At 39.7% G+C, this 17,730-nt stretch carries 16 protein-coding genes; all 16 read right to left on the bottom strand.

Features of this window, described 5'->3' with window-relative positions; genetic code table 11:
* Positions 1 to 6: 6 nt before the first annotated feature.
* Positions 7 to 2,283 (bottom strand): single-stranded-DNA-specific exonuclease RecJ, encoded by a 2,277-nt coding sequence (gene recJ / locus PT278_RS00735; protein WP_277129954.1) that lies wholly within the window; start codon positions 2,281 to 2,283, stop codon positions 7 to 9.
* Between the two features lie 23 nt (positions 2,284 to 2,306).
* Complete coding sequence (gene lepA / locus PT278_RS00730) at positions 2,307 to 4,145, bottom strand: translation elongation factor 4 (protein ID WP_277129534.1); 1,839 nt, start codon at positions 4,143 to 4,145, stop codon at positions 2,307 to 2,309.
* A 127-nt stretch (positions 4,146 to 4,272) separates the two neighbouring features.
* Positions 4,273 to 5,418, bottom strand: coding sequence for a molecular chaperone DnaJ (gene dnaJ, locus PT278_RS00725; RefSeq protein WP_277129533.1), 1,146 nt, complete (start codon positions 5,416 to 5,418; stop codon positions 4,273 to 4,275).
* A gap of 81 nt (positions 5,419 to 5,499) precedes the next feature.
* Positions 5,500 to 7,353, bottom strand: coding sequence for a molecular chaperone DnaK (dnaK, locus tag PT278_RS00720; RefSeq protein WP_277129532.1), 1,854 nt, complete (start codon positions 7,351 to 7,353; stop codon positions 5,500 to 5,502).
* A 17-nt stretch (positions 7,354 to 7,370) separates the two neighbouring features.
* On the bottom strand, positions 7,371 to 7,943 hold the full coding sequence (gene grpE, locus PT278_RS00715) for a nucleotide exchange factor GrpE (protein ID WP_277129531.1): 573 nt from the start codon (positions 7,941 to 7,943) through the stop codon (positions 7,371 to 7,373).
* A gap of 12 nt (positions 7,944 to 7,955) precedes the next feature.
* Positions 7,956 to 9,005, bottom strand: a complete 1,050-nt coding sequence (hrcA, locus tag PT278_RS00710; protein ID WP_277129952.1) for a heat-inducible transcriptional repressor HrcA — start codon at positions 9,003 to 9,005, stop codon at positions 7,956 to 7,958.
* Between the two features lie 154 nt (positions 9,006 to 9,159).
* Positions 9,160 to 10,089 (bottom strand): riboflavin biosynthesis protein RibF, encoded by a 930-nt coding sequence (gene ribF, locus PT278_RS00705; protein WP_277129530.1) that lies wholly within the window; start codon positions 10,087 to 10,089, stop codon positions 9,160 to 9,162.
* A 19-nt stretch (positions 10,090 to 10,108) separates the two neighbouring features.
* The gene (truB, locus tag PT278_RS00700) at positions 10,109 to 11,002 is read right to left on the bottom strand and encodes a tRNA pseudouridine(55) synthase TruB (protein WP_277129529.1); all 894 of its coding nucleotides are present in this window, start codon (positions 11,000 to 11,002) and stop codon (positions 10,109 to 10,111) included.
* A 46-nt stretch (positions 11,003 to 11,048) separates the two neighbouring features.
* Positions 11,049 to 11,411: a ribosome-binding factor A gene (locus tag PT278_RS00695; protein ID WP_277129528.1), complete on the bottom strand. Its 363-nt coding sequence runs from the start codon at positions 11,409 to 11,411 to the stop codon at positions 11,049 to 11,051.
* A 21-nt stretch (positions 11,412 to 11,432) separates the two neighbouring features.
* Positions 11,433 to 14,087: a translation initiation factor IF-2 gene (infB, locus tag PT278_RS00690; RefSeq protein WP_277129527.1), complete on the bottom strand. Its 2,655-nt coding sequence runs from the start codon at positions 14,085 to 14,087 to the stop codon at positions 11,433 to 11,435.
* 4 nt (positions 14,088 to 14,091) lie between these two features.
* A complete protein-coding gene (locus PT278_RS00685; protein ID WP_277129526.1) occupies positions 14,092 to 14,403 on the bottom strand; it encodes a ribosomal L7Ae/L30e/S12e/Gadd45 family protein in 312 nt (103 codons plus the stop codon).
* A gap of 2 nt (positions 14,404 to 14,405) precedes the next feature.
* Positions 14,406 to 14,702: a YlxR family protein gene (locus PT278_RS00680; RefSeq protein ID WP_277129525.1), complete on the bottom strand. Its 297-nt coding sequence runs from the start codon at positions 14,700 to 14,702 to the stop codon at positions 14,406 to 14,408.
* 18 nt (positions 14,703 to 14,720) lie between these two features.
* Positions 14,721 to 15,959: a transcription termination factor NusA gene (gene nusA / locus PT278_RS00675; RefSeq protein WP_277129524.1), complete on the bottom strand. Its 1,239-nt coding sequence runs from the start codon at positions 15,957 to 15,959 to the stop codon at positions 14,721 to 14,723.
* Positions 15,960 to 15,976: 17 nt separating this feature from the next.
* Complete coding sequence (gene rimP, locus PT278_RS00670) at positions 15,977 to 16,450, bottom strand: ribosome maturation factor RimP (RefSeq protein WP_277129523.1); 474 nt, start codon at positions 16,448 to 16,450, stop codon at positions 15,977 to 15,979.
* Between the two features lie 874 nt (positions 16,451 to 17,324).
* Positions 17,325 to 17,564, bottom strand: a complete 240-nt coding sequence (locus tag PT278_RS00665) for a hypothetical protein (protein ID WP_277129522.1) — start codon at positions 17,562 to 17,564, stop codon at positions 17,325 to 17,327.
* Positions 17,561 to 17,728 carry a hypothetical protein gene (locus PT278_RS00660; RefSeq protein WP_277129521.1) on the bottom strand — a complete coding sequence of 56 codons (168 nt, stop codon included), beginning with the start codon at positions 17,726 to 17,728 and terminating at the stop codon, positions 17,561 to 17,563. The genes PT278_RS00665 and PT278_RS00660 overlap by 4 nt, the downstream gene beginning before the upstream one ends.
* Positions 17,729 to 17,730: the final 2 nt, after the last annotated feature.

Here is a 17,730-nt window from a genome sequence, read left to right as displayed (position 1 = left end):
TTGCTGTTAGTGCTTTTTCAGCTGCTGATTAACATACATTAATAATTTATTAGTCGGCATTTGTCTTAATTCACTAGCAAAAGTAATTTGCGAAGTCACCGCAGTAAAGTACTTAGATGCAGACAATGGCTTTTTGGTAGGATTAGGTACCCCAACAATCTGATTATCTTGCAGCTGAACAAAATTAAGTTCAAAGAAAACCCGTAAAATAAACAACAAACTATTATAATCCAATCCTAAAAATGGTGCTACCTGACGATAATCTGCTGGCGACAAATCCGGGTGAGCATAAACATACTTCAAAACGCGAGCAAAATTATCCTTGGCAGGAATACTCTCAACTGGCAGCTGATCCAATAAAAAGCGCAAGTATAACTGCTGATAATCACTATTTAAGGCCAAATTCAGTTCTGCTTGGTTATGCGGCACATCAATTAAAGCTGCAACCTCACCATCGCCATGATAGTCACTTACCAAAGTAATTTTATCAGGATTTATTCCGAGACTATTGGCAGCAACTGTCTGATTTTTAGCATCAAACAACAAGTAACGGTCAGCAAAGCCCATTACATACTTTTCTTGCCGTAAATCAACTACAGGAGCTGGGACAGCTAACCGAGGTGCCTTAAAGATAATACCATCAATAATTCCCTGCAATTTTGTTTGCTTGCGGTACGTATTAAGCCCTAGTTGAATAAAAATCTGGTCAACAAACGGTAGCAGATTACGTGTAATGTATTCTTTGTTAAAGCCAACAACATCTAACTTACCGCCATCTTTTACTGCTTGAAAACGAATATGGGTCTTGTCTTTGCCCATAAAATCAAAATTATTAATTCTTGCATGAGTAATACTAAAAGTTGGTTTAACATTATCCGTTCCAAAGGGCCCAGCAAGGTTAATCTCTGATATCGCGTCAGTTGTCAACTTAGCTAACGGCAATTCAAAGTCATACTGGTCTACTGCTAAATTAGGCGCACCCTTAAAACTAGCCTCAAAAGCATCCCGCAGTGCATCAACTTTGTCAGCGGTCGTCGATAACCCACAAGCAAAATCATGCCCGCCAAATTGCGTTAACAGTTCCTCTTTTAGCGGCGATAATGCGTCAAACAAGTTAAATCCTGAAATAGACCGACCTGACCCTTTAACGACGCCAGCTTCATTCTTAGTTAAAACAATTGTCGGCTTATGGAATTTTTCAACAACTTTATTAGCTACTAATCCAAGCACACCCTCGTGAAATTCAGGATCATAAATTACTAGGGTATTCTTCGTTTGCCAGCCATTAATCTTAATCTGTTCTATGCATGATTGATAAACTACTGTCGTTAGTTCCTTGCGCCTATCATTTAGTTCTTCAACTTGATCGGCCAACTGTCTTGCTTGTTCTTCATCATCAGAAAGTAGTAATTCAACGGCTAAACTAGCATTAGCAAGTCGGCCAACAGCATTTAATCTTGGAGCAATGTTGAACCCAACGTCAGTTTCATCAATTGATCCTAACTTTAGACCCGCATTTTTAATTAAAGCTCGCAAACCCGGGCGCTGCGTTTGGTTAAGTGCTGCTAAACCGCGTTTGACAATGATGTGTCCTTCACCCGAAACCTTAACCATGTCGCCAATCGTGCCAATCATGACAAGATCTAACAAGTCAGACATTGGTTCCTGCATTAATTCGCGACAAATTGTGTAAGCAACACCAGCACCACAATAGTCATCGAACGGATATTCTTGCCCCGGATAATTACAGTGCACGATTGCATAAGCATCTGGGACTTCTTCTTGAAAAGTGTGGTGATCCGTAATAATTGTATCAACGCCATGTTCTTGAGCGTAAGCAACTTCCTTAACGCCAGTTACCCCATTATCTACCGTAATAATCAGCTGCGTACCGTCGGCAACAATCTTTTGGTAAGCCTCAAGATTAGGACCATAACCATCACGAAAACGATCAGGAATAAAATAATGTACATCAGCACCCAAGATTGCTAATGTTTCCATCATAATCGTTGTCGCTGTAATACCGTCGGCATCGTAATCGCCGTAAATCGTTATCTTTTCACCCTGTTCAACTGCTTCAGTAATCCGGTCAACAGCCTTATCCATGTCATGCATTAAACTAGGCTCAGCCAGATCTTCTTCAGTCGCATTAAACCAAAAAGCTAATTGCTCATCAGTATTAATTCCACGTAAAGAAAACAACTTAGCCGTAATTGGGCTAAGTTGATATTTTTCAATTAACTCAGAAGGCAACTCCTCAGCGGAACGTTGTTTCCACTCAATCATTAAGTTTTCTCCTCAATATTTTACTTTGAATTTAAATCGTCATCGTTCATCTTCAAGACAGCCATAAATGCGTCTTGTGGCACTTCAACGCGGCCAACAGCCTTCATCCGTTTTTTACCACGCTTTTGCTTTTCGAGCAGTTTAGCACGGCGATCGGGATCACCCGTATGAATTTTCCAAGTAACATCTTTACGGTATGGCTTAACAGTCGCCCGCGAAATGATTTTTGCACCAATCGCTCCTTGAATATCCACTTCAAAGTTTTGCCGCGGAATTAATTTTTTGAGCATTGAGGTCATTTGCCGTGCCCGCTTTTGTGCTTCATCACGGTGAGCGATGAAACTCAGCGCATCAATTGCCTGCTTATTAAGTAAAATATCGATTTTAACTAAGTCAGTTGCACGATAGCCGGTAATTTCATAATCAAGTGAGGCATAACCCTTGGTTGAGGACTTTAAATCATCAAAAAAGTCGTAAATGATTTCCGCAAGCGGCATGTTGTAAATTACGTTTACGCGATACTTATCCAAATAATCCATTGTCACAAACTCACCGCGCTTACGCTGGCATAACTCCATCACTGGCCCCACGAAGTCATTAGGAACCATTACTTCAGCCTTAACATAAGGTTCTTGAACTTCCCGATATTCACCAGCAGATGGCAAATCGGATGGGTTATCAATTACCTTGGTTGAGCCGTCATTCATAATTGCATGGTAGTCAACTGATGGTGCTGTCATTATTAAGTCAAGATCAAATTCTTGTTCTAACCGTTCCTGAACGACATCCATGTGCAGTAACCCTAAAAAGCCACAACGAAAGCCAAATCCCAGTGCCGTTGAAGTTTCTGGTTCAAATTCCAAAGCAGCATCATTTAACTGTAATTTTTGTAAGGCTTCTTTTAAGTCGTCATACTTGGCATTATCAACGGGATACATTCCTGAATAAACCATTGGTGGAATTTGCCGATACCCTGGTAATGGTTCTGCAGTTGGCTGTTCTGCCGAGGTAATGGTATCCCCAACTCGCGTTTCTCGAACCGATTTAATATTAGCGGTTAAGTAACCAACATCCCCAGCAATTAAAATATCTTTCTTAACCGGCTGCGGACTAGTAACCCCAACTTCGGTTACTTCGTACTTTTTGCCAGTGTTCATGATTTCAATTTGATCGCCCGGCTTGACTGTCCCTTCCTCAACGCGAACAGACAGTACAACACCGCGATAATCATCATACTTTGAATCAAAAATCAAAGCCTTCAACGGTGCTGTTAAGTCGCCAGCTGGTGCCGGGATTTCCTTAACCACCTTTTCAAGCATGTCAGCTATCCCCTGACCTGTTTTACCAGAAACTTCAGCAGCATCTGAAGCATCAAGGCCAAGCATTTCGCCAATTTCTTCCTTAGCTTGTTCTGGATCAGCTGATGGCAAATCAATCTTATTAATTACTGGAAGGATTTCTAAATCATTGTCGATTGCCAAATAAGTATTGGCTAAGGTCTGGGCCTGAACTCCTTGTGAAGCATCAACAACTAACAATGCCCCTTCACAGGCCGCAAGTGACCGTGACACTTCATACGAAAAGTCAACGTGCCCCGGGGTATCAATTAAGTGAAAAATATAGTCTTCACCGTCTTGTGCGTGATATTTAACTTCTACCGAGTTCATCTTGATGGTAATCCCACGTTGCCGCTCTAAAGGCATGTCATCAAGCATTTGGTTTTTTAGTTGTCGCTCTGACACCGTATCGGTCAGTTCCAAAATACGGTCAGCAATTGTTGACTTACCATGATCGATATGGGCAACAATTGAAAAGTTGCGAATGTGTTTTTGATAATCTTGTAATTTTTTTATATCCATAAATTATTTGCACCCTTTAATTCTATCTCTACTATTATAGCAAATTCGTAAGGGCAGTTGAAATTAATTAGAGGCTCCACTAATTTTTAAAAGAAAAAGAATCCTAAAATATAGGATTCTTAATTAATTACTTCAATTTTTCTTTTAAGCGTTCAAAAAAGCCCTTCTCTTGTGGGGTAATTGAACCACCACCAGCCTTGACAAAGTCAACCAATGCTTCTTTTTGCTTGTCGTTAATTGACTCTGGAATTTGCACTTGAACGGTTGTTATTTGGTCACCATTGCCATTACCGCGCAAATATGGGACACCTTCGCCGCGCAACGTAAATTTCTTATTCGGTTGCGTACCAGCAGGAATCTTCAGCTTACTCTTACCGTGAACCGTCTTAATATCAATTTCATCTCCCAAAGTTGCTTGCGCAAACGAAATTGGTACTGTGGTATAAATTGTATTGCCACTACGTTCAAAGTCTTTGGATGGTTTAATCCGGTAACTAATGTACAAGTCACCGTAAGGTCCACCGTTTTTACCGGCTTCACCTTGACCGTCATAACGTAACTGTTGGCCATTATCAATACCAGCGGGAATATTAACTTCAATAGTATTTTTACCATCGACAGTTCCGTTGCCATGACAGGTTTGACATGGGTGTTCAATAATAACACCCTTACCATGACACTTATCACAGACTGTCTGACGACGAATCATTCCAAGCATCGACTTTTGCGTCACAGTCATATAACCAGAACCATGACACTTATCACAGGTAATTGGGTGCGTGCCCTTTTCAGCACCAGTTCCTTGACAAGTAGAACAAGTTTCACTACGAGTATAAGAAACTTGCGTCTTTTTACCCGTAATTGCATCCATAAAATCAATTGTTAATGTGTAGTCTAGGTCTTGACCACGCTTTGGAGCAGTCGGATTAGCTTGAGCCTGGCTACTACCGCCGCCACCGCCAAAGAAATCATTGAAGATATCGCCAAAATCACCAAAGCCGCTAAAGTCGCCATAACCTTGACCAGCACCGCCGCCAAAACCGCCTTGGCCATTGACACCGGCAGAACCAAATTGGTCATACTGAGCCCGTTTTTGCTTATCATGCAAAACCTCATAGGCTTCATTGACTTCTTTATACTTTTCTTCAGCTCCAGCTTCATGATTTAAGTCTGGGTGATACTTCTTAGCTAATTTACGGTAAGCAGAGTTAATTTCTTTATCACTGGCATTACGATCAACGCCTAGCACATTATAATAGTCTTCTTGTGCCATCTATTAAAAGCTCCTCACTTTCCAAAAGAAAAGAACTACTTTTGTGGCAGTTCTTTTCTAATTTATTCAATTATAAACCCTTTACTTGTCTGGGTCTACTTTGTGGAATTCGCCGTCAGTTGCAGAACCATCACTAGCATTGCCGTCTTGTGAACCTGGGTTCTGTGGACCAGCTTGGCCAGCTGCATCAGCGCCACCATTAGCTTGGTACAATTTAACAGCTAAATCTTGAGCAACCTTAGTCAATTCATCCTTCTTGGACTTCATTTCATCTAAGTTATTGTCTTGTTGCGCCTTCTTCAAAGCATCAAGGGCATCTTGAACCTTCTTGGTGTCGTCTTCGGAAATCTTGTCGTTATCCTTAACTTCCTTTAAGGTCTTTTCAGTTGAGAAGATCAATTGGTCAACTTCATTACGTAAGTCAACTTCTTCCTTCTTCTTCTTGTCCTCTTCGGCATGTTCTTCGGCTTCTTTTTGCATCTTCTTGATTTCTTCATCAGAAAGACCGGATGAACTCTTAATGGTAATCTTTTGTTCCTTACCAGTACCCATATCCTTAGCAGAAACATTAACAATACCGTTCTTGTCAATATCAAATGTAACTTGAATTTGTGGGACACCACGAGGTGCAGCAGGAATATCAGTTAATTCAAAACGACCTAAAGTCTTGTCGTCTTGAGCCATTGGGCGTTCACCTTGCAAAACATGAACGTCAACGGCTGGTTGATTATCTGCAGCAGTTGAGAAGATTTGACTCTTAGAAGTTGGGATAGTTGTGTTCTTTTCAATTAACTTAGTGAAGACACCACCCATGGTTTCAATACCAAGAGATAATGGCGTAACATCAAGCAAGACAACATCCTTAACATCACCAGAGATAACCCCACCTTGAATGGCAGCACCTAAGGCAACGGCTTCATCAGGGTTAATTGAGTGGTCAGGTTCCTTGCCAGCCCACTTCTTAACAGCTTCTTGAACAGCAGGAATTCTTGTTGAACCACCGTTTAGGATAACTTTATCAATGTCGCTAACTGTTAAATCAGCATCCTTTAAGGCATTGTCAAAAGCAACCTTAGTACGGTCAACCAAGTCACTGGTTAATTCGTCAAACTTAGCACGAGTTAAGTCAGTTTCAAGGTGCAAAGGTCCAGCTTCACCAGCAGAAATGAACGGTAAGGAAATGTGAGTTGATGATACACCAGACAAGTCCTTTTTAGCCTTTTCAGCAGCATCCTTTAACCGTTGTAAAGCCATCTTGTCTTTAGATAAGTCAACACCATTTTCATCCTTGAAGTTTTGGATGAGCCAATCCATGATCTTGTTATCAAAGTCGTCACCACCAAGGTGAGTATCACCGTTAGTTGATAACACTTGGAAGACGCCGTCACCTAATTGCAATACGGAAACGTCGAAAGTACCACCACCAAGGTCGTAAACTAAGACTTTTTCATCTTCAGCATCTTTATCAAGGCCGTAAGCAAGTGAAGAAGCAGTAGGTTCGTTGATAATCCGCTTAATGTCTAAACCAGCAATCTTACCAGCATCTTTAGTAGCTTGACGTTGTGCGTCGTTGAAGTATGCAGGAACAGTAACAACAGCGTCAGTAACCTTTTCGCCTAAGTAATCTTCAGAGAATTTCTTAATGTATTGCAAAATCATTGCTGAAATTTCTTGAGGAGTGTAGGACTTGTCACCAATCTTAACTTTGTAATCTGCTTCACCCATGTGACGCTTAATTGAAATGACAGTATTTGGATTAGTGATTGCTTGCCGCTTGGCAACTTCACCAACTTGAATTTCACCGTCTTTGAAAGCAACTACTGATGGTGTAGTCCGGTTACCTTCTGGGTTAGTAATAATTTTGGGTTCTTTTCCTTCAAGAACGGCAACTGCTGAGTTAGTCGTTCCGAGGTCGATTCCGATAACTTTTGACATTGATTAACATCCTTTCACTATTGTGCAACAACAACCATTGCTGGTCTTAATGTACGGTCTTTATATTGATATCCTTTTTGTAAAACTTGGACAACGTGGTCCTTTTGATCATCGCTGCTGGCTGCAACTGTTTGTACAGCTTGATGCAGTGTCGGATCAAATTTAACACCTTCAGCCTCAATTTCACTAATTCCGTGATCTTTCATGGCCTTAACTAAAGAATCAAGTGTCATTTGTACACCCTTCTTTAGTTGCTTCGATGCTTCATCATCAACTTCAGTAGCCAAAGCCCGCTCTAAATTATCCATTGCTGGTAGAACATCCTTAGCTAAAGATTGTGATTCGTACTTAATTAATTGAGCCCGTTCTTTATTATAACGGCCCTGCATATTCTGCATTTCTGCCTGACTACGCAAATACTTATCTTCAAAATCTTTACTATCAGCTTGCGCCTTAGTTAATTCTTCTTGAAGCTTTTGCTCAGGTGTTTTTTCTTGTTTGTTAGCTTCAGTAGTCTGCTCTTTTGTTTCATTTTCTGATTCTGAATTTTCAGCAGTTACTTCTGTTTGATCTAAATCTTTTTTACTCACAGCTAACCTCCTTTATTTAAATCGGCCGTAGTATTCAAGCAACTTTTTTGCAAGTTCATTTCTAAAATATTCAAGCAAGCCGATTACTTGTGAATACGGCATATTAGTTGGGCCCAGCAAGGCAATAATGCCTTTGCCATGCGAACCAACACTATATTCTGCAGTTAACAGACTGTAATCCTTTAATAACTCGTTTGGTAATTCTGAACCTAAGCTAACTCTAACAGGAAAACGTCCTGAATTGGAAGTTGGCTTATAGGCTTCAAGATTTGCAAGCAAATCATCGTGGTCAACCAGTTCATATAATGAACGGATATCTGAAACATCATTAGTCGAAGAATTATTCAATAAATTGATCTGACCATCAACATATAATTGTTCGCTGGCAGCATCGTTAATGACATCTTCAACTAACTCAATCAGCTCACTAGCATGCTTACTGTTGGCATTTTCACCCAAGGCTTTACTAAGCATCTCCGGCGTAATTTCAGCTAAGCTCTTACCAACCAGTTCATCATTAATCATGCGAACAGCTTTTTCGATTTCATCACCATGAATATTGCGTGGCAAGTGATAAACTTGATTTTGTACGCTGCCATCACTGGTAACCAAAATTGCCATTACTTGCCGACCAACCAGTGGCACAATGCGAAAACCCGTTACGGTCACATCGCGGCTTTCTGGCCCTTCCGCAAAAGCTGTATAGTTGGTTAAATCGGATAAGATTCTAGCTGCTTCCTGAACGATTTCGTTTACTTGATGAAATGGACGGTCAAGCTGATTAATAATCTTAGTGTAAACAGATTCAGTAATCTGCAGCGGCTCAACTAGATTATCAAGATAATAGCGATAGCCTTCAGTAGAAGGAACTCGTCCACTAGAGGAATGAGTTTTTTCAATCAGCCCTCGATCTTCCAAAACAGCCATTTCGTTCCTGATTGTTGCACTCGATACTTTAATCGGCAACTGACTCATTACCGTCTTTGAACCTACCGGATCATGAGTCTGTGTAAAATCGTTAATGATTGTTTTTAAAATAAGTTCTTGACGCTCGGTCAACATAAATATCGCCCTCACTTTTAGCACTCTCATATCTTTTGTGCTAACAATTATTATGATACTAGCATTTAGCAGAATGTCAAGCCGAGTGCTAAAAATATTTACATTTTCCAGCAATTAAAAATTTCCACCTACTTTTTAAGGTAGGTGGAAGTCTTTATTTATCAGCAAAGTAAGCCTTTATCTCTGCTTCGTCATGCGCCATTTGTTTTTTTAATTCTGCAAGATTTGCAAACTTGATTTCGCCTCGCGTATACTTGTACCATTTGATAATCATCTTTTCCCCGTATGCTTCTTGATCGAAGCCAAACAGGTTAGATTCAATAAAAATACGTTTACCTTCATTAATAGTAACATTGTAGCCAACACTGGTCATGGAATCATACCATTTGCCGCCAATGTTTGTTTTAGTTGCATAAACGCCCACTTTAGGTAAAACCTTGTTCTCAGTCCAAACCAAATTAGCAGTTGGATAGCCGAGCTTGTGACCATTTCGTAAGCCATGGCCAACAATTCCAGACATCACATACGGCGAACCTAAAAGCTGTGCTGCCAGCTTCATATCACCGCTACTAATTGCTCGTCTAATTTCCGTTGAACCAATTTTTTGACCATCATAAGTTTGCTTTGGCACATCAATAATCTTGAATCTACCCTTAGCAAATTTAGGAAAATTCTTCATATTGGCAATGTCTTTGGGGCCATAAGTGTAATCAAAGCCAGCAACAACAGTATCCGCTTTTAGCCGTACAATAATTTGATCGACGAATTCCTGTGCTGACAATTTACTAAAGCCGGTATTAAAATGCATCACAAGTAGGTAATCTACACCTAATTGTTCCATTTTGTAAGCTTTTTCATCTAGACTATCAATATAAACAACTTGTGACTTTTGATAAACTTCTTTTGGATGACGATCAAATGTCATTACGACAAGCGGCAACTGCTTCTCGCGTGCTGTTGTACGGGCTAATTCAATCAAGTGCTGGTGCCCGCGATGAACACCATCAAAAAAGCCCAACGCTAACACAATTTTACTTGGAATTAAATTTTCTTTAACTGGATGAGTTAAATGGATAATTTGCACAATAAGACCTTCATTTCACCTATTCATTTTGCAAGAGCATCAAGTCGGGACGGTACTTTTCTGCATCCTTTTGATAAATTGCCTTAACCTTATTATTGTATCGTAATGCAACCTGATTTGCATCAGTTTCTAAAGCAATCGCAGCGCCATTTTTCACTTTTAACCACTGACCTGTAGTCAAATCAACTTGCGGATAATTTTTAAAAAAAGCATCAATCGGCTGAATTAGTTGTTCAGCTTTCGCCGGATCGGCAATAATCTCATCCAAGCTAACTGCCTGATTAATGTCAAATCCTGAACTGGCTGTTCGCCGCAACTTACTCATCACAGCTGGCACACCCAGCTTCTGCCCCAAATCATTGACTAATGAACGTACGTAAGTCCCCTTACTGCATTCAATTGCAAAGCTGAATTCTTCTTGACCTTTTTCCGGATCAAAACTTGGTTGCCCCGTTAAATTATAAGCTAGAACGTCAACTTGTCTTTTAGGTCGTTCAACTTCAATTCCCGCACGTGCATATTCATATAAGTGCTTGCCATTAACACGTACTGCCGAGTAAATCGGTGGTACCTGCTCAATTCTACCAATGAACGACTGCATCCCTTGCTTAATCACATCTGCTGAAATTGGTTCAGTTACATTTTTAGTTGCTAGAGTTTTACCACTAATATCATAGCTATCAGTAGCATAGCCCAAAATGCCAGTACCCTCATACTTTTTGTTTTGCGCATGCATTAATTCAATCAGCTTAGTTGCTTGACCAATCGCAATTGGCAATACCCCAGTAACATCGGGATCAAGTGTTCCAGCATGTCCAATTTTTTTGATGTGCAAGGCCTTACGCAAATGATACACGACATCAGCGCTCGTCATTCCCGTAGCCTTATCAATTACTAAAATTCCGTTTAACATTTTTCAAACCTGTCTTCATTAAAAAAGCGCCACAAAGGCGCCCTTTTTAATTATTACGATCTGCTTCTTGCTTTTTTAAATCAGCAATTAACTTATCGATTTTACTACCATATTTAACAGAGTTGTCGCGCTTAAAAATCAATTCAGGAACTTTGTAAACCGTCAAAATTTGCCCAAGCAAGTGACGCATCATTCCCTTAGCCTTTTCTAAGCCGGCAGCAGCTTCTTCTTCTTTCTTAGGATTATCAGAGAGAATACTGTAATAAATAGTTGCATATGATAAATCATTAGTACATTCAACCGCAGTAATTGTAACATCATTGACACGCGGATCACGAATGTTTTTCCGCAAAATTTTGGTTAATTCACGGAGGATTTCTCCTTCAACACGACCAATTCTGTGCTTCATACTTTCCTCCCAGTAAAATTACTAATTAGGTTTAACCTCTTGTTGCTCGATTGCTTCAAGCTGATCACCAATCTTAATATCATTGTAGCCTTCAATTGTCAAACCACAATCGAATCCTTGCTTAACGATCTTGGTATCATCCTTAAAGCGCTTAAGTGATGCAACCTTACCTGAGTAAATTACAACACCGTCACGAATTAAGTTAACACTAGAGTCGCGAGTAACATAACCAGAATCAACAAATGAACCGGCAATTGTACCAACCTTAGAAACTTTCCAAGTTTCACGAACAGTCAAGTTACCAACAACCTTATCTTCATAAGTTGGTTCCAGCATACCTTGCATAGCGGCCTTCACGTCATCAATTGCCTTGTAAATAATGCTGTAAAGACGAATATCAACACCATCAGCTTCAGCTTGTGACTTAGCAGTTGCAGTTGGACGAACATTGAACCCAATGATGAAACCGTTAGAAGCTCCAGCCAAGGTAACGTCTGATTCGTTTACGGCACCAACACCTGAGTGAATAATGTTAACCCGAACACCTTCAACTTCAATCTTTTCAAGAGATTGTTGCAGAGCTTCTGCAGAACCTTGAACATCAGCCTTTAAGACAATGTCAACTTCCTTCATATTTTCTCTCTTCATTGTATCAAAGAGGTTATCTAAAGTAATATGTTGAACATTTTCACGTGATTGTTGCAATGCTTGTTGCGCTCTTTGTTCACCGACGCTACGAGCCGTCTTTTCATCGTCAAAGACAACTAACTTGTCAGCAGATTCAGGTACATCATTCAACCCAGTAATTTCAACCGGCATTGAAGGTGTTGCCTTTTCAATTTGTCGACCACGATCGTTAGTCATTACCCGAACACGGCCAAAGCGGTTACCAACAACAATTGGATCACCTGTATGCAAGGTACCTTGTTGGATCAGTAAATCGGCAACTGGACCGCGACCACGAGAAAGACGAGCTTCAACAACCGTACCGATTGCTTGTTGCTTAGGATCAGCCTTTAATTCCATCATGTCAGCTTGAAGCAAAATCATTTGCAATAATTCATCAACATTGTCGCCGGTCTTGGCAGAAATATTAACAAAGATTGTGTCGCCACCGTAGTCTTCTGGAATCAAGTTGTACTTCATCAACTGTTCAGTAACGTGTTGTGGGTTAGCTCCTGGTGCATCCATCTTGTTAATTGCAACAATGATTGGCACCTTAGCACTCTTAGCGTGATCGATTGCCTCAATTGTCTGCGGCATAACACCATCGTCAGCTGCAACAACCAAGACAACAATATCAGTTATTTCAGCTCCACGTTCACGCATGTTTGAAAAGGCAGCGTGTCCTGGAGTATCCAAGAAGGTAATCAAATGGTCATCAACATGAACTTGGTATGCACCAATCTTCTGGGTAATACCACCGGCTTCATGAGCTGAAACATGAGTATGACGTAACCGGTCAAGCAAGGTGGTTTTACCATGGTCAACGTGACCCATGATGGTAACAACTGGTGGACGCTTAATTTGGTTCTTTGATTCTTTAGAAGCATCCATCCGCTTGCTGTAAAGAGTGTCAATATCTGAAATATCTTCGTGAACCTTTTCTTCTGCGTTAATCCCATATTCAGCAGCGACCAATTCAATCGCATCTTTATCAAGAGATTGGTTTTGGTTGGTCATTACACCCAGCATAAATAATTTCTTAACGATTTCTGCTGGCTCACGGTGCAAAATTTTACCTAAATCTTGCGCATTCATCCCAACTTCGTATACCAAAGTTTCTGGTAATGGACGTTCTTTTCTTTGAGTAGGCTGCTTTTTAGGTGTTTGCTCTACTTGACGACGCTTATTCTTACGCTTACGTCTTTCTTGACGGTCAGAATGGTTATTATTGCCGCCAAAGGTTTGGTTTTTGCCCTTACGACCAGGTTTGCCAGAATTACGTGAAGTATAACCATTACCGCGACGCTTTTCTTCTTTAACTGGTTCAGGACCGGCATTATTAGCAGCTACTGGATGTTCTTGTTTAGCAGCTGGTTCATTATTCTGCTTCATTCGCGCTGGCGAAGGCTTAATAATCTTTGGACCAATCACTTTTGTTTCAGTTGCCTTTTCCTTAGCAGCTGGTTTAACTTCAGCTGCCTTATCACTAGCTTCAGTGGTTGCCTTAGGATTTTGCAAATGCTCATGATAAGCCTTGCGTGCCTGGTCGGCTTGCTCGTTTAAACTGCTTTGTTCAACACGTTGCTTTTGCTTTAATTGCTTGAGCAAGTCTTGTGCTGCTGGCTTTGCAGAGTGAGCACTTGAATTATTTGAGCGGCGATCCTGATTACGGTCTTGTGAATGACGATTGCGATCATCGCGATTGTTTGAACGGCGGTTGCCTTTGCGGTGATTATTAGTCTTATTACTAGTTTCGCCATCCTGCTTTTTCTCATTTTTACGAATGGAATTAACAGAAACTTTGATTTTACTGCTCTTTTTAGCAGTCTTCTCTTGCTTTTTAGCGGGAGCGGAGCTATGGAAACTACCCTTTAATTGACTTACTTGTGAATCTTCTAGTGATGACATATGATTTGTAACATCAAAGCCGAGGTCCTTTGCTTTTTTAACCACAACTTTATTATCGATGTCTAATTCTTTTGCAATTTCGTAAATTCTTTTTTTAGCCATCCAATCACACTCCTTCATTAATCTTTTGTACTAATGCCTTACAAAAACCCGCATCGGTTAAACCCAATACTTTACGTTCTTTACCAATTGTATGTGAAATCTCATCGCTGCTAAATTCAGTAATAACTTGAACGTCATTCTGCTCAGCTGCTCTAGTGATCTTCTCACTTGTATCGGCATGACTGTCATTAGCCAAAATAACTACCTTTATTTGCTTTGCTTTCAGGCCAACTAACACAATTTCAAGCCCAGAAACTAATTTTCCAGCTCTTTGTGCCAGACCCAGCAAATTTAATGCTTTTTGTCTATTTTGCAAATCTATTTATCACCAAACAATTCTTTTCTTGCCTTTTGATGATCTACATAGGAATAAAGCTCTTCATAAAACGAATCTGGTATTTTAGCCCCTAGACTTCGCTCTAAGACGCCTTTATCTTGTGCAAATTTAATTTTACTTGGATCTAATGATACATAGGCACCACGACCTGGCTTTTTACCGCTAGGATCAACTGCGACGTTCTTGTCCTTGTCAATCACAATCCGTACCAGCTCTTTTTTCGGCTGCATCGTATCAGTTAATAGATCTTTCCGCATTGGAATTTTTCTTTTTTTCAAAAGAACTCACCCCTAGACTTATTCTTCGTCTGGTTCTTCTTCAGACTCAGTAATATCTGCTTGCTCTTGTGCAGTATCAGCTTCTAAATTATCATCAGTAGCTTCGACTTCTTCTGCAACAGCTTCAGTTTCAAGATTTTCATCAATTGCATTGTCAGCTTCAACTTCTGCAGCTGCCTCATTGTCTTCATTGGCAGCCTTACTGCTTTCATCAACGAATTCAACTTCAGACTCTGGTCTAATATCAATCTTGTAACCAGTTAAGCGCGCAGCTAAACGAACGTTCTGACCTTTTTTACCAATTGCTAGTGATAATTGATAATCAGGAACAATTACAAGTGCACTCTTCTCATCTTCATTATCGCCAAATTGAACAGCAATTACCTCAGCTGGATTTAATGCATTGGCAATAAAGTCTGACGGATCTTCTTCGTACTTAACAACGTCGATGTTTTCACCGTCAAGTTCATTAACCACGTTTTGAACCCGGGCACCGCGTTGACCAACACAAGTACCAACAGGATCAATATTAGGATCGTTTGACTTCACTGCAATCTTAGTCCGATCGCCAGCTTCACGTGCAATTGAAACAATTTCAACGGTACCGTCAAAAATCTCAGGTACTTCTTGCTCAAATAGACGCTTGACCATATTGGGAGCAGTCCGTGAAACCGTAATTTGTGCACCCTTAGCATCAGAACCAACATGGGTTACTAAGACACGAATTTGGTCTTGAGGATTGTAAGTCTCGTTAGGCATTTGGTCATTATGCGGCATAACGGCTTCAACATTACCAATTTTAACATAAACGAAGCGATTATCACGTCTTTCGACTGTACCAGTAATCAGTTCATCCTCATATTGTGAATATTCATCAATAATATGATTCCGTTCTGCTTCACGTAAATGCTGCATAATAACTTGTTTAGCTGTTTGCGCAGCAATTCGGCCAAAGTCTTTTGGTGCAACTTCAAAACGAATTTCATCGCCAACTTCATAAGCCTTATTGATGTTCAAAGCATCTTTTAAACTATATTCAAGTCGTTCATCATGAACCTCATCAACAACAGTTTTAACTGCTAATAACTTGAAGTTACCCTTGCGTTCATCAAATTCAACTTCAACATTTTGTGCTTGATTATAGTTCTTTTTATAAGCAGCAACAAGAGCTGCCTTAATTGCTTCGACAATAACGTCTTGCTTGATACCTTTTGTCTTCTCTAAAGTAGCAAACGCCTCTAGCATTTCTTTAGACATAAGTTTAATCAGCCTTTCTAAAATTCAATTGCAAAACGGATATTTGCAATCAACTTGCGGGGAATAGTTAATCGTTTCCGTCTCGTCTTAATCTTTATTTCTAACTCGATTTCATCATCATTAAATGATTTGAGCGTTCCCTCATAATTCTTTTCACCATCGACCTTCTGATAAAGACCAACGTGAATATAATTATCAAGTGCTTTTTGCCAATCCTTTTTCGTCTTAATTGGTCGCTCAACACCGGGTGAAGATATTTCTAAAACGTAAGGTTCTGGGAATGGATCAGGCGTAATCTCATCAAGTTTAGCTGAAACTAATTCGCTAAGCCCAACAATTTCATCCATATCAATTCCGTTTTCACGGTCAACATATATTCTTAAATAATTTTGGCCTTTTTCTTTTACGTATTCAATGTCCACCAACTCATCGCTGCGCTGCGCAATTATCGGTTCAATTTCTGTAAGAACAAGATCTGTAACTTTCGCCAAATATTTTCCTCCGTAATAAAAAGAGTGAGCAAAAAAACCTGCTCACTCGAATTAATTATCCGAACTTCTTATTTACTATATCATATTTTGGCAGTAATCACAATTAATAGAACAAATTATTGCAATTGTTATCCCTCACGCATTGCCTTTATAGTTTTGATCTATTAATTAAAAAATACAATGATTAGGTTTATTTGGTATAGCATTATTTTCATTTTTTCTTGCACTAATATTCAATATCAAGATATAATTAGCTTTGAACATGTGGTGAAAGTCCTAAGGGCGGTGACTACTTGCTTTCTGAAAGAAGATGATGCCTATGGCATTTACTGGATTGATAATCCAATCTCTTAAAAAGAAAGGAGTAGTTAGGTATTCAATGAATACCCTTATAACAATCTATTTAAGCCTTTTTATTGTAGTTAATGCTTTGATACCAGTCATTCACTGTTTAAGTGACTTGACCGACGAAGCTACTAACTTAATTAGCTCGCTTGATAGATTGAAAATTGCTGTAAAGAAATTTAAAGCAAAAAAATAAGCCGTCTAGACTTGGAAGACTGACGGTTTATTCTAAAAATATAACCTATGGTAGTCACCGCTCTTAATGCGGGAACCCCTGTTTAGAAGTCCTATTGATAGTAGGACTTCTTTTTATTTACAGTAGTATTGTATCACAGTATGTAATATTTTGTAGTACAAATATTACTTTTACGTATAAAATAGCCAACTACAGTCACCATCATGCCTTGTAATTAGTTATCTTGTATGCAGTTATTGTAGCAGAACTTGACTATCATTAATAATCCCTTGATCCGACTTGGCAGCTTCGCCAAAGGACGCTTGAAATCACTTGTCGATTTAACGCCAGAATTTAATTCTTGATTAATCTACTCATTGCTACTTCGACATCTGCGTACGGCAGATAATTATCGCGGAACTTCTTGGCCTCACTCATCATTTGCAAGTGCTGGTCGGCAATGTCTTTTTCGGCCTTTTCAGTCTTAATATTCAATTGATTAGCCAAGTAGCACAGCATCGGCGCACAGTGAACGTGGTTATAAGCATACTTAAAATCTTTTTCAGGTCCATCTTCCTGCTCTATTTTGGTCAAATAATCCAGCCAATGCTGCTTTTCTGCTTTTGATTAGGAAAAGCAATCTGATTAGCAATCTTTTTGGTTGTAAAAAATGACCGCTTAGTCGTTAAAGCTTGAGTATTGTTGTTTGAATTAGCAAAATTACCGATAATCTGCTTTGCTTCTTTAATTGATAACATTT

The organism is Lactobacillus sp. ESL0703, from assembly GCF_029433435.1.
GTDB lineage: Bacteria > Bacillota > Bacilli > Lactobacillales > Lactobacillaceae > Lactobacillus.
The sequence above is the reverse complement of the archived record's forward strand: the minus strand, read 5'-3'. Positions and strand labels throughout refer to the sequence as shown.

Coding starts and splice junctions, on each gene's coding strand:
- lepA (WP_277129534.1), bottom strand. CDS start 4,145: ATGGATATAAAAAAATTACAAGATTATCAAAAACACATTCGCAACTTT.
- dnaJ (WP_277129533.1), bottom strand. CDS start 5,418: ATGGCACAAGAAGACTATTATAATGTGCTAGGCGTTGATCGTAATGCC.
- dnaK (WP_277129532.1), bottom strand. CDS start 7,353: ATGTCAAAAGTTATCGGAATCGACCTCGGAACGACTAACTCAGCAGTT.
- hrcA (WP_277129952.1), bottom strand. CDS start 9,005: ATGTTGACCGAGCGTCAAGAACTTATTTTAAAAACAATCATTAACGAT.
- truB (WP_277129529.1), bottom strand. CDS start 11,002: ATGTTAAACGGAATTTTAGTAATTGATAAGGCTACGGGAATGACGAGC.
- PT278_RS00695 (WP_277129528.1), bottom strand. CDS start 11,411: ATGAAGCACAGAATTGGTCGTGTTGAAGGAGAAATCCTCCGTGAATTA.
- infB (WP_277129527.1), bottom strand. CDS start 14,087: ATGGCTAAAAAAAGAATTTACGAAATTGCAAAAGAATTAGACATCGAT.
- nusA (WP_277129524.1), bottom strand. CDS start 15,959: ATGTCTAAAGAAATGCTAGAGGCGTTTGCTACTTTAGAGAAGACAAAA.
- PT278_RS00660 (WP_277129521.1), bottom strand. CDS start 17,728: ATGTTATCAATTAAAGAAGCAAAGCAGATTATCGGTAATTTTGCTAAT.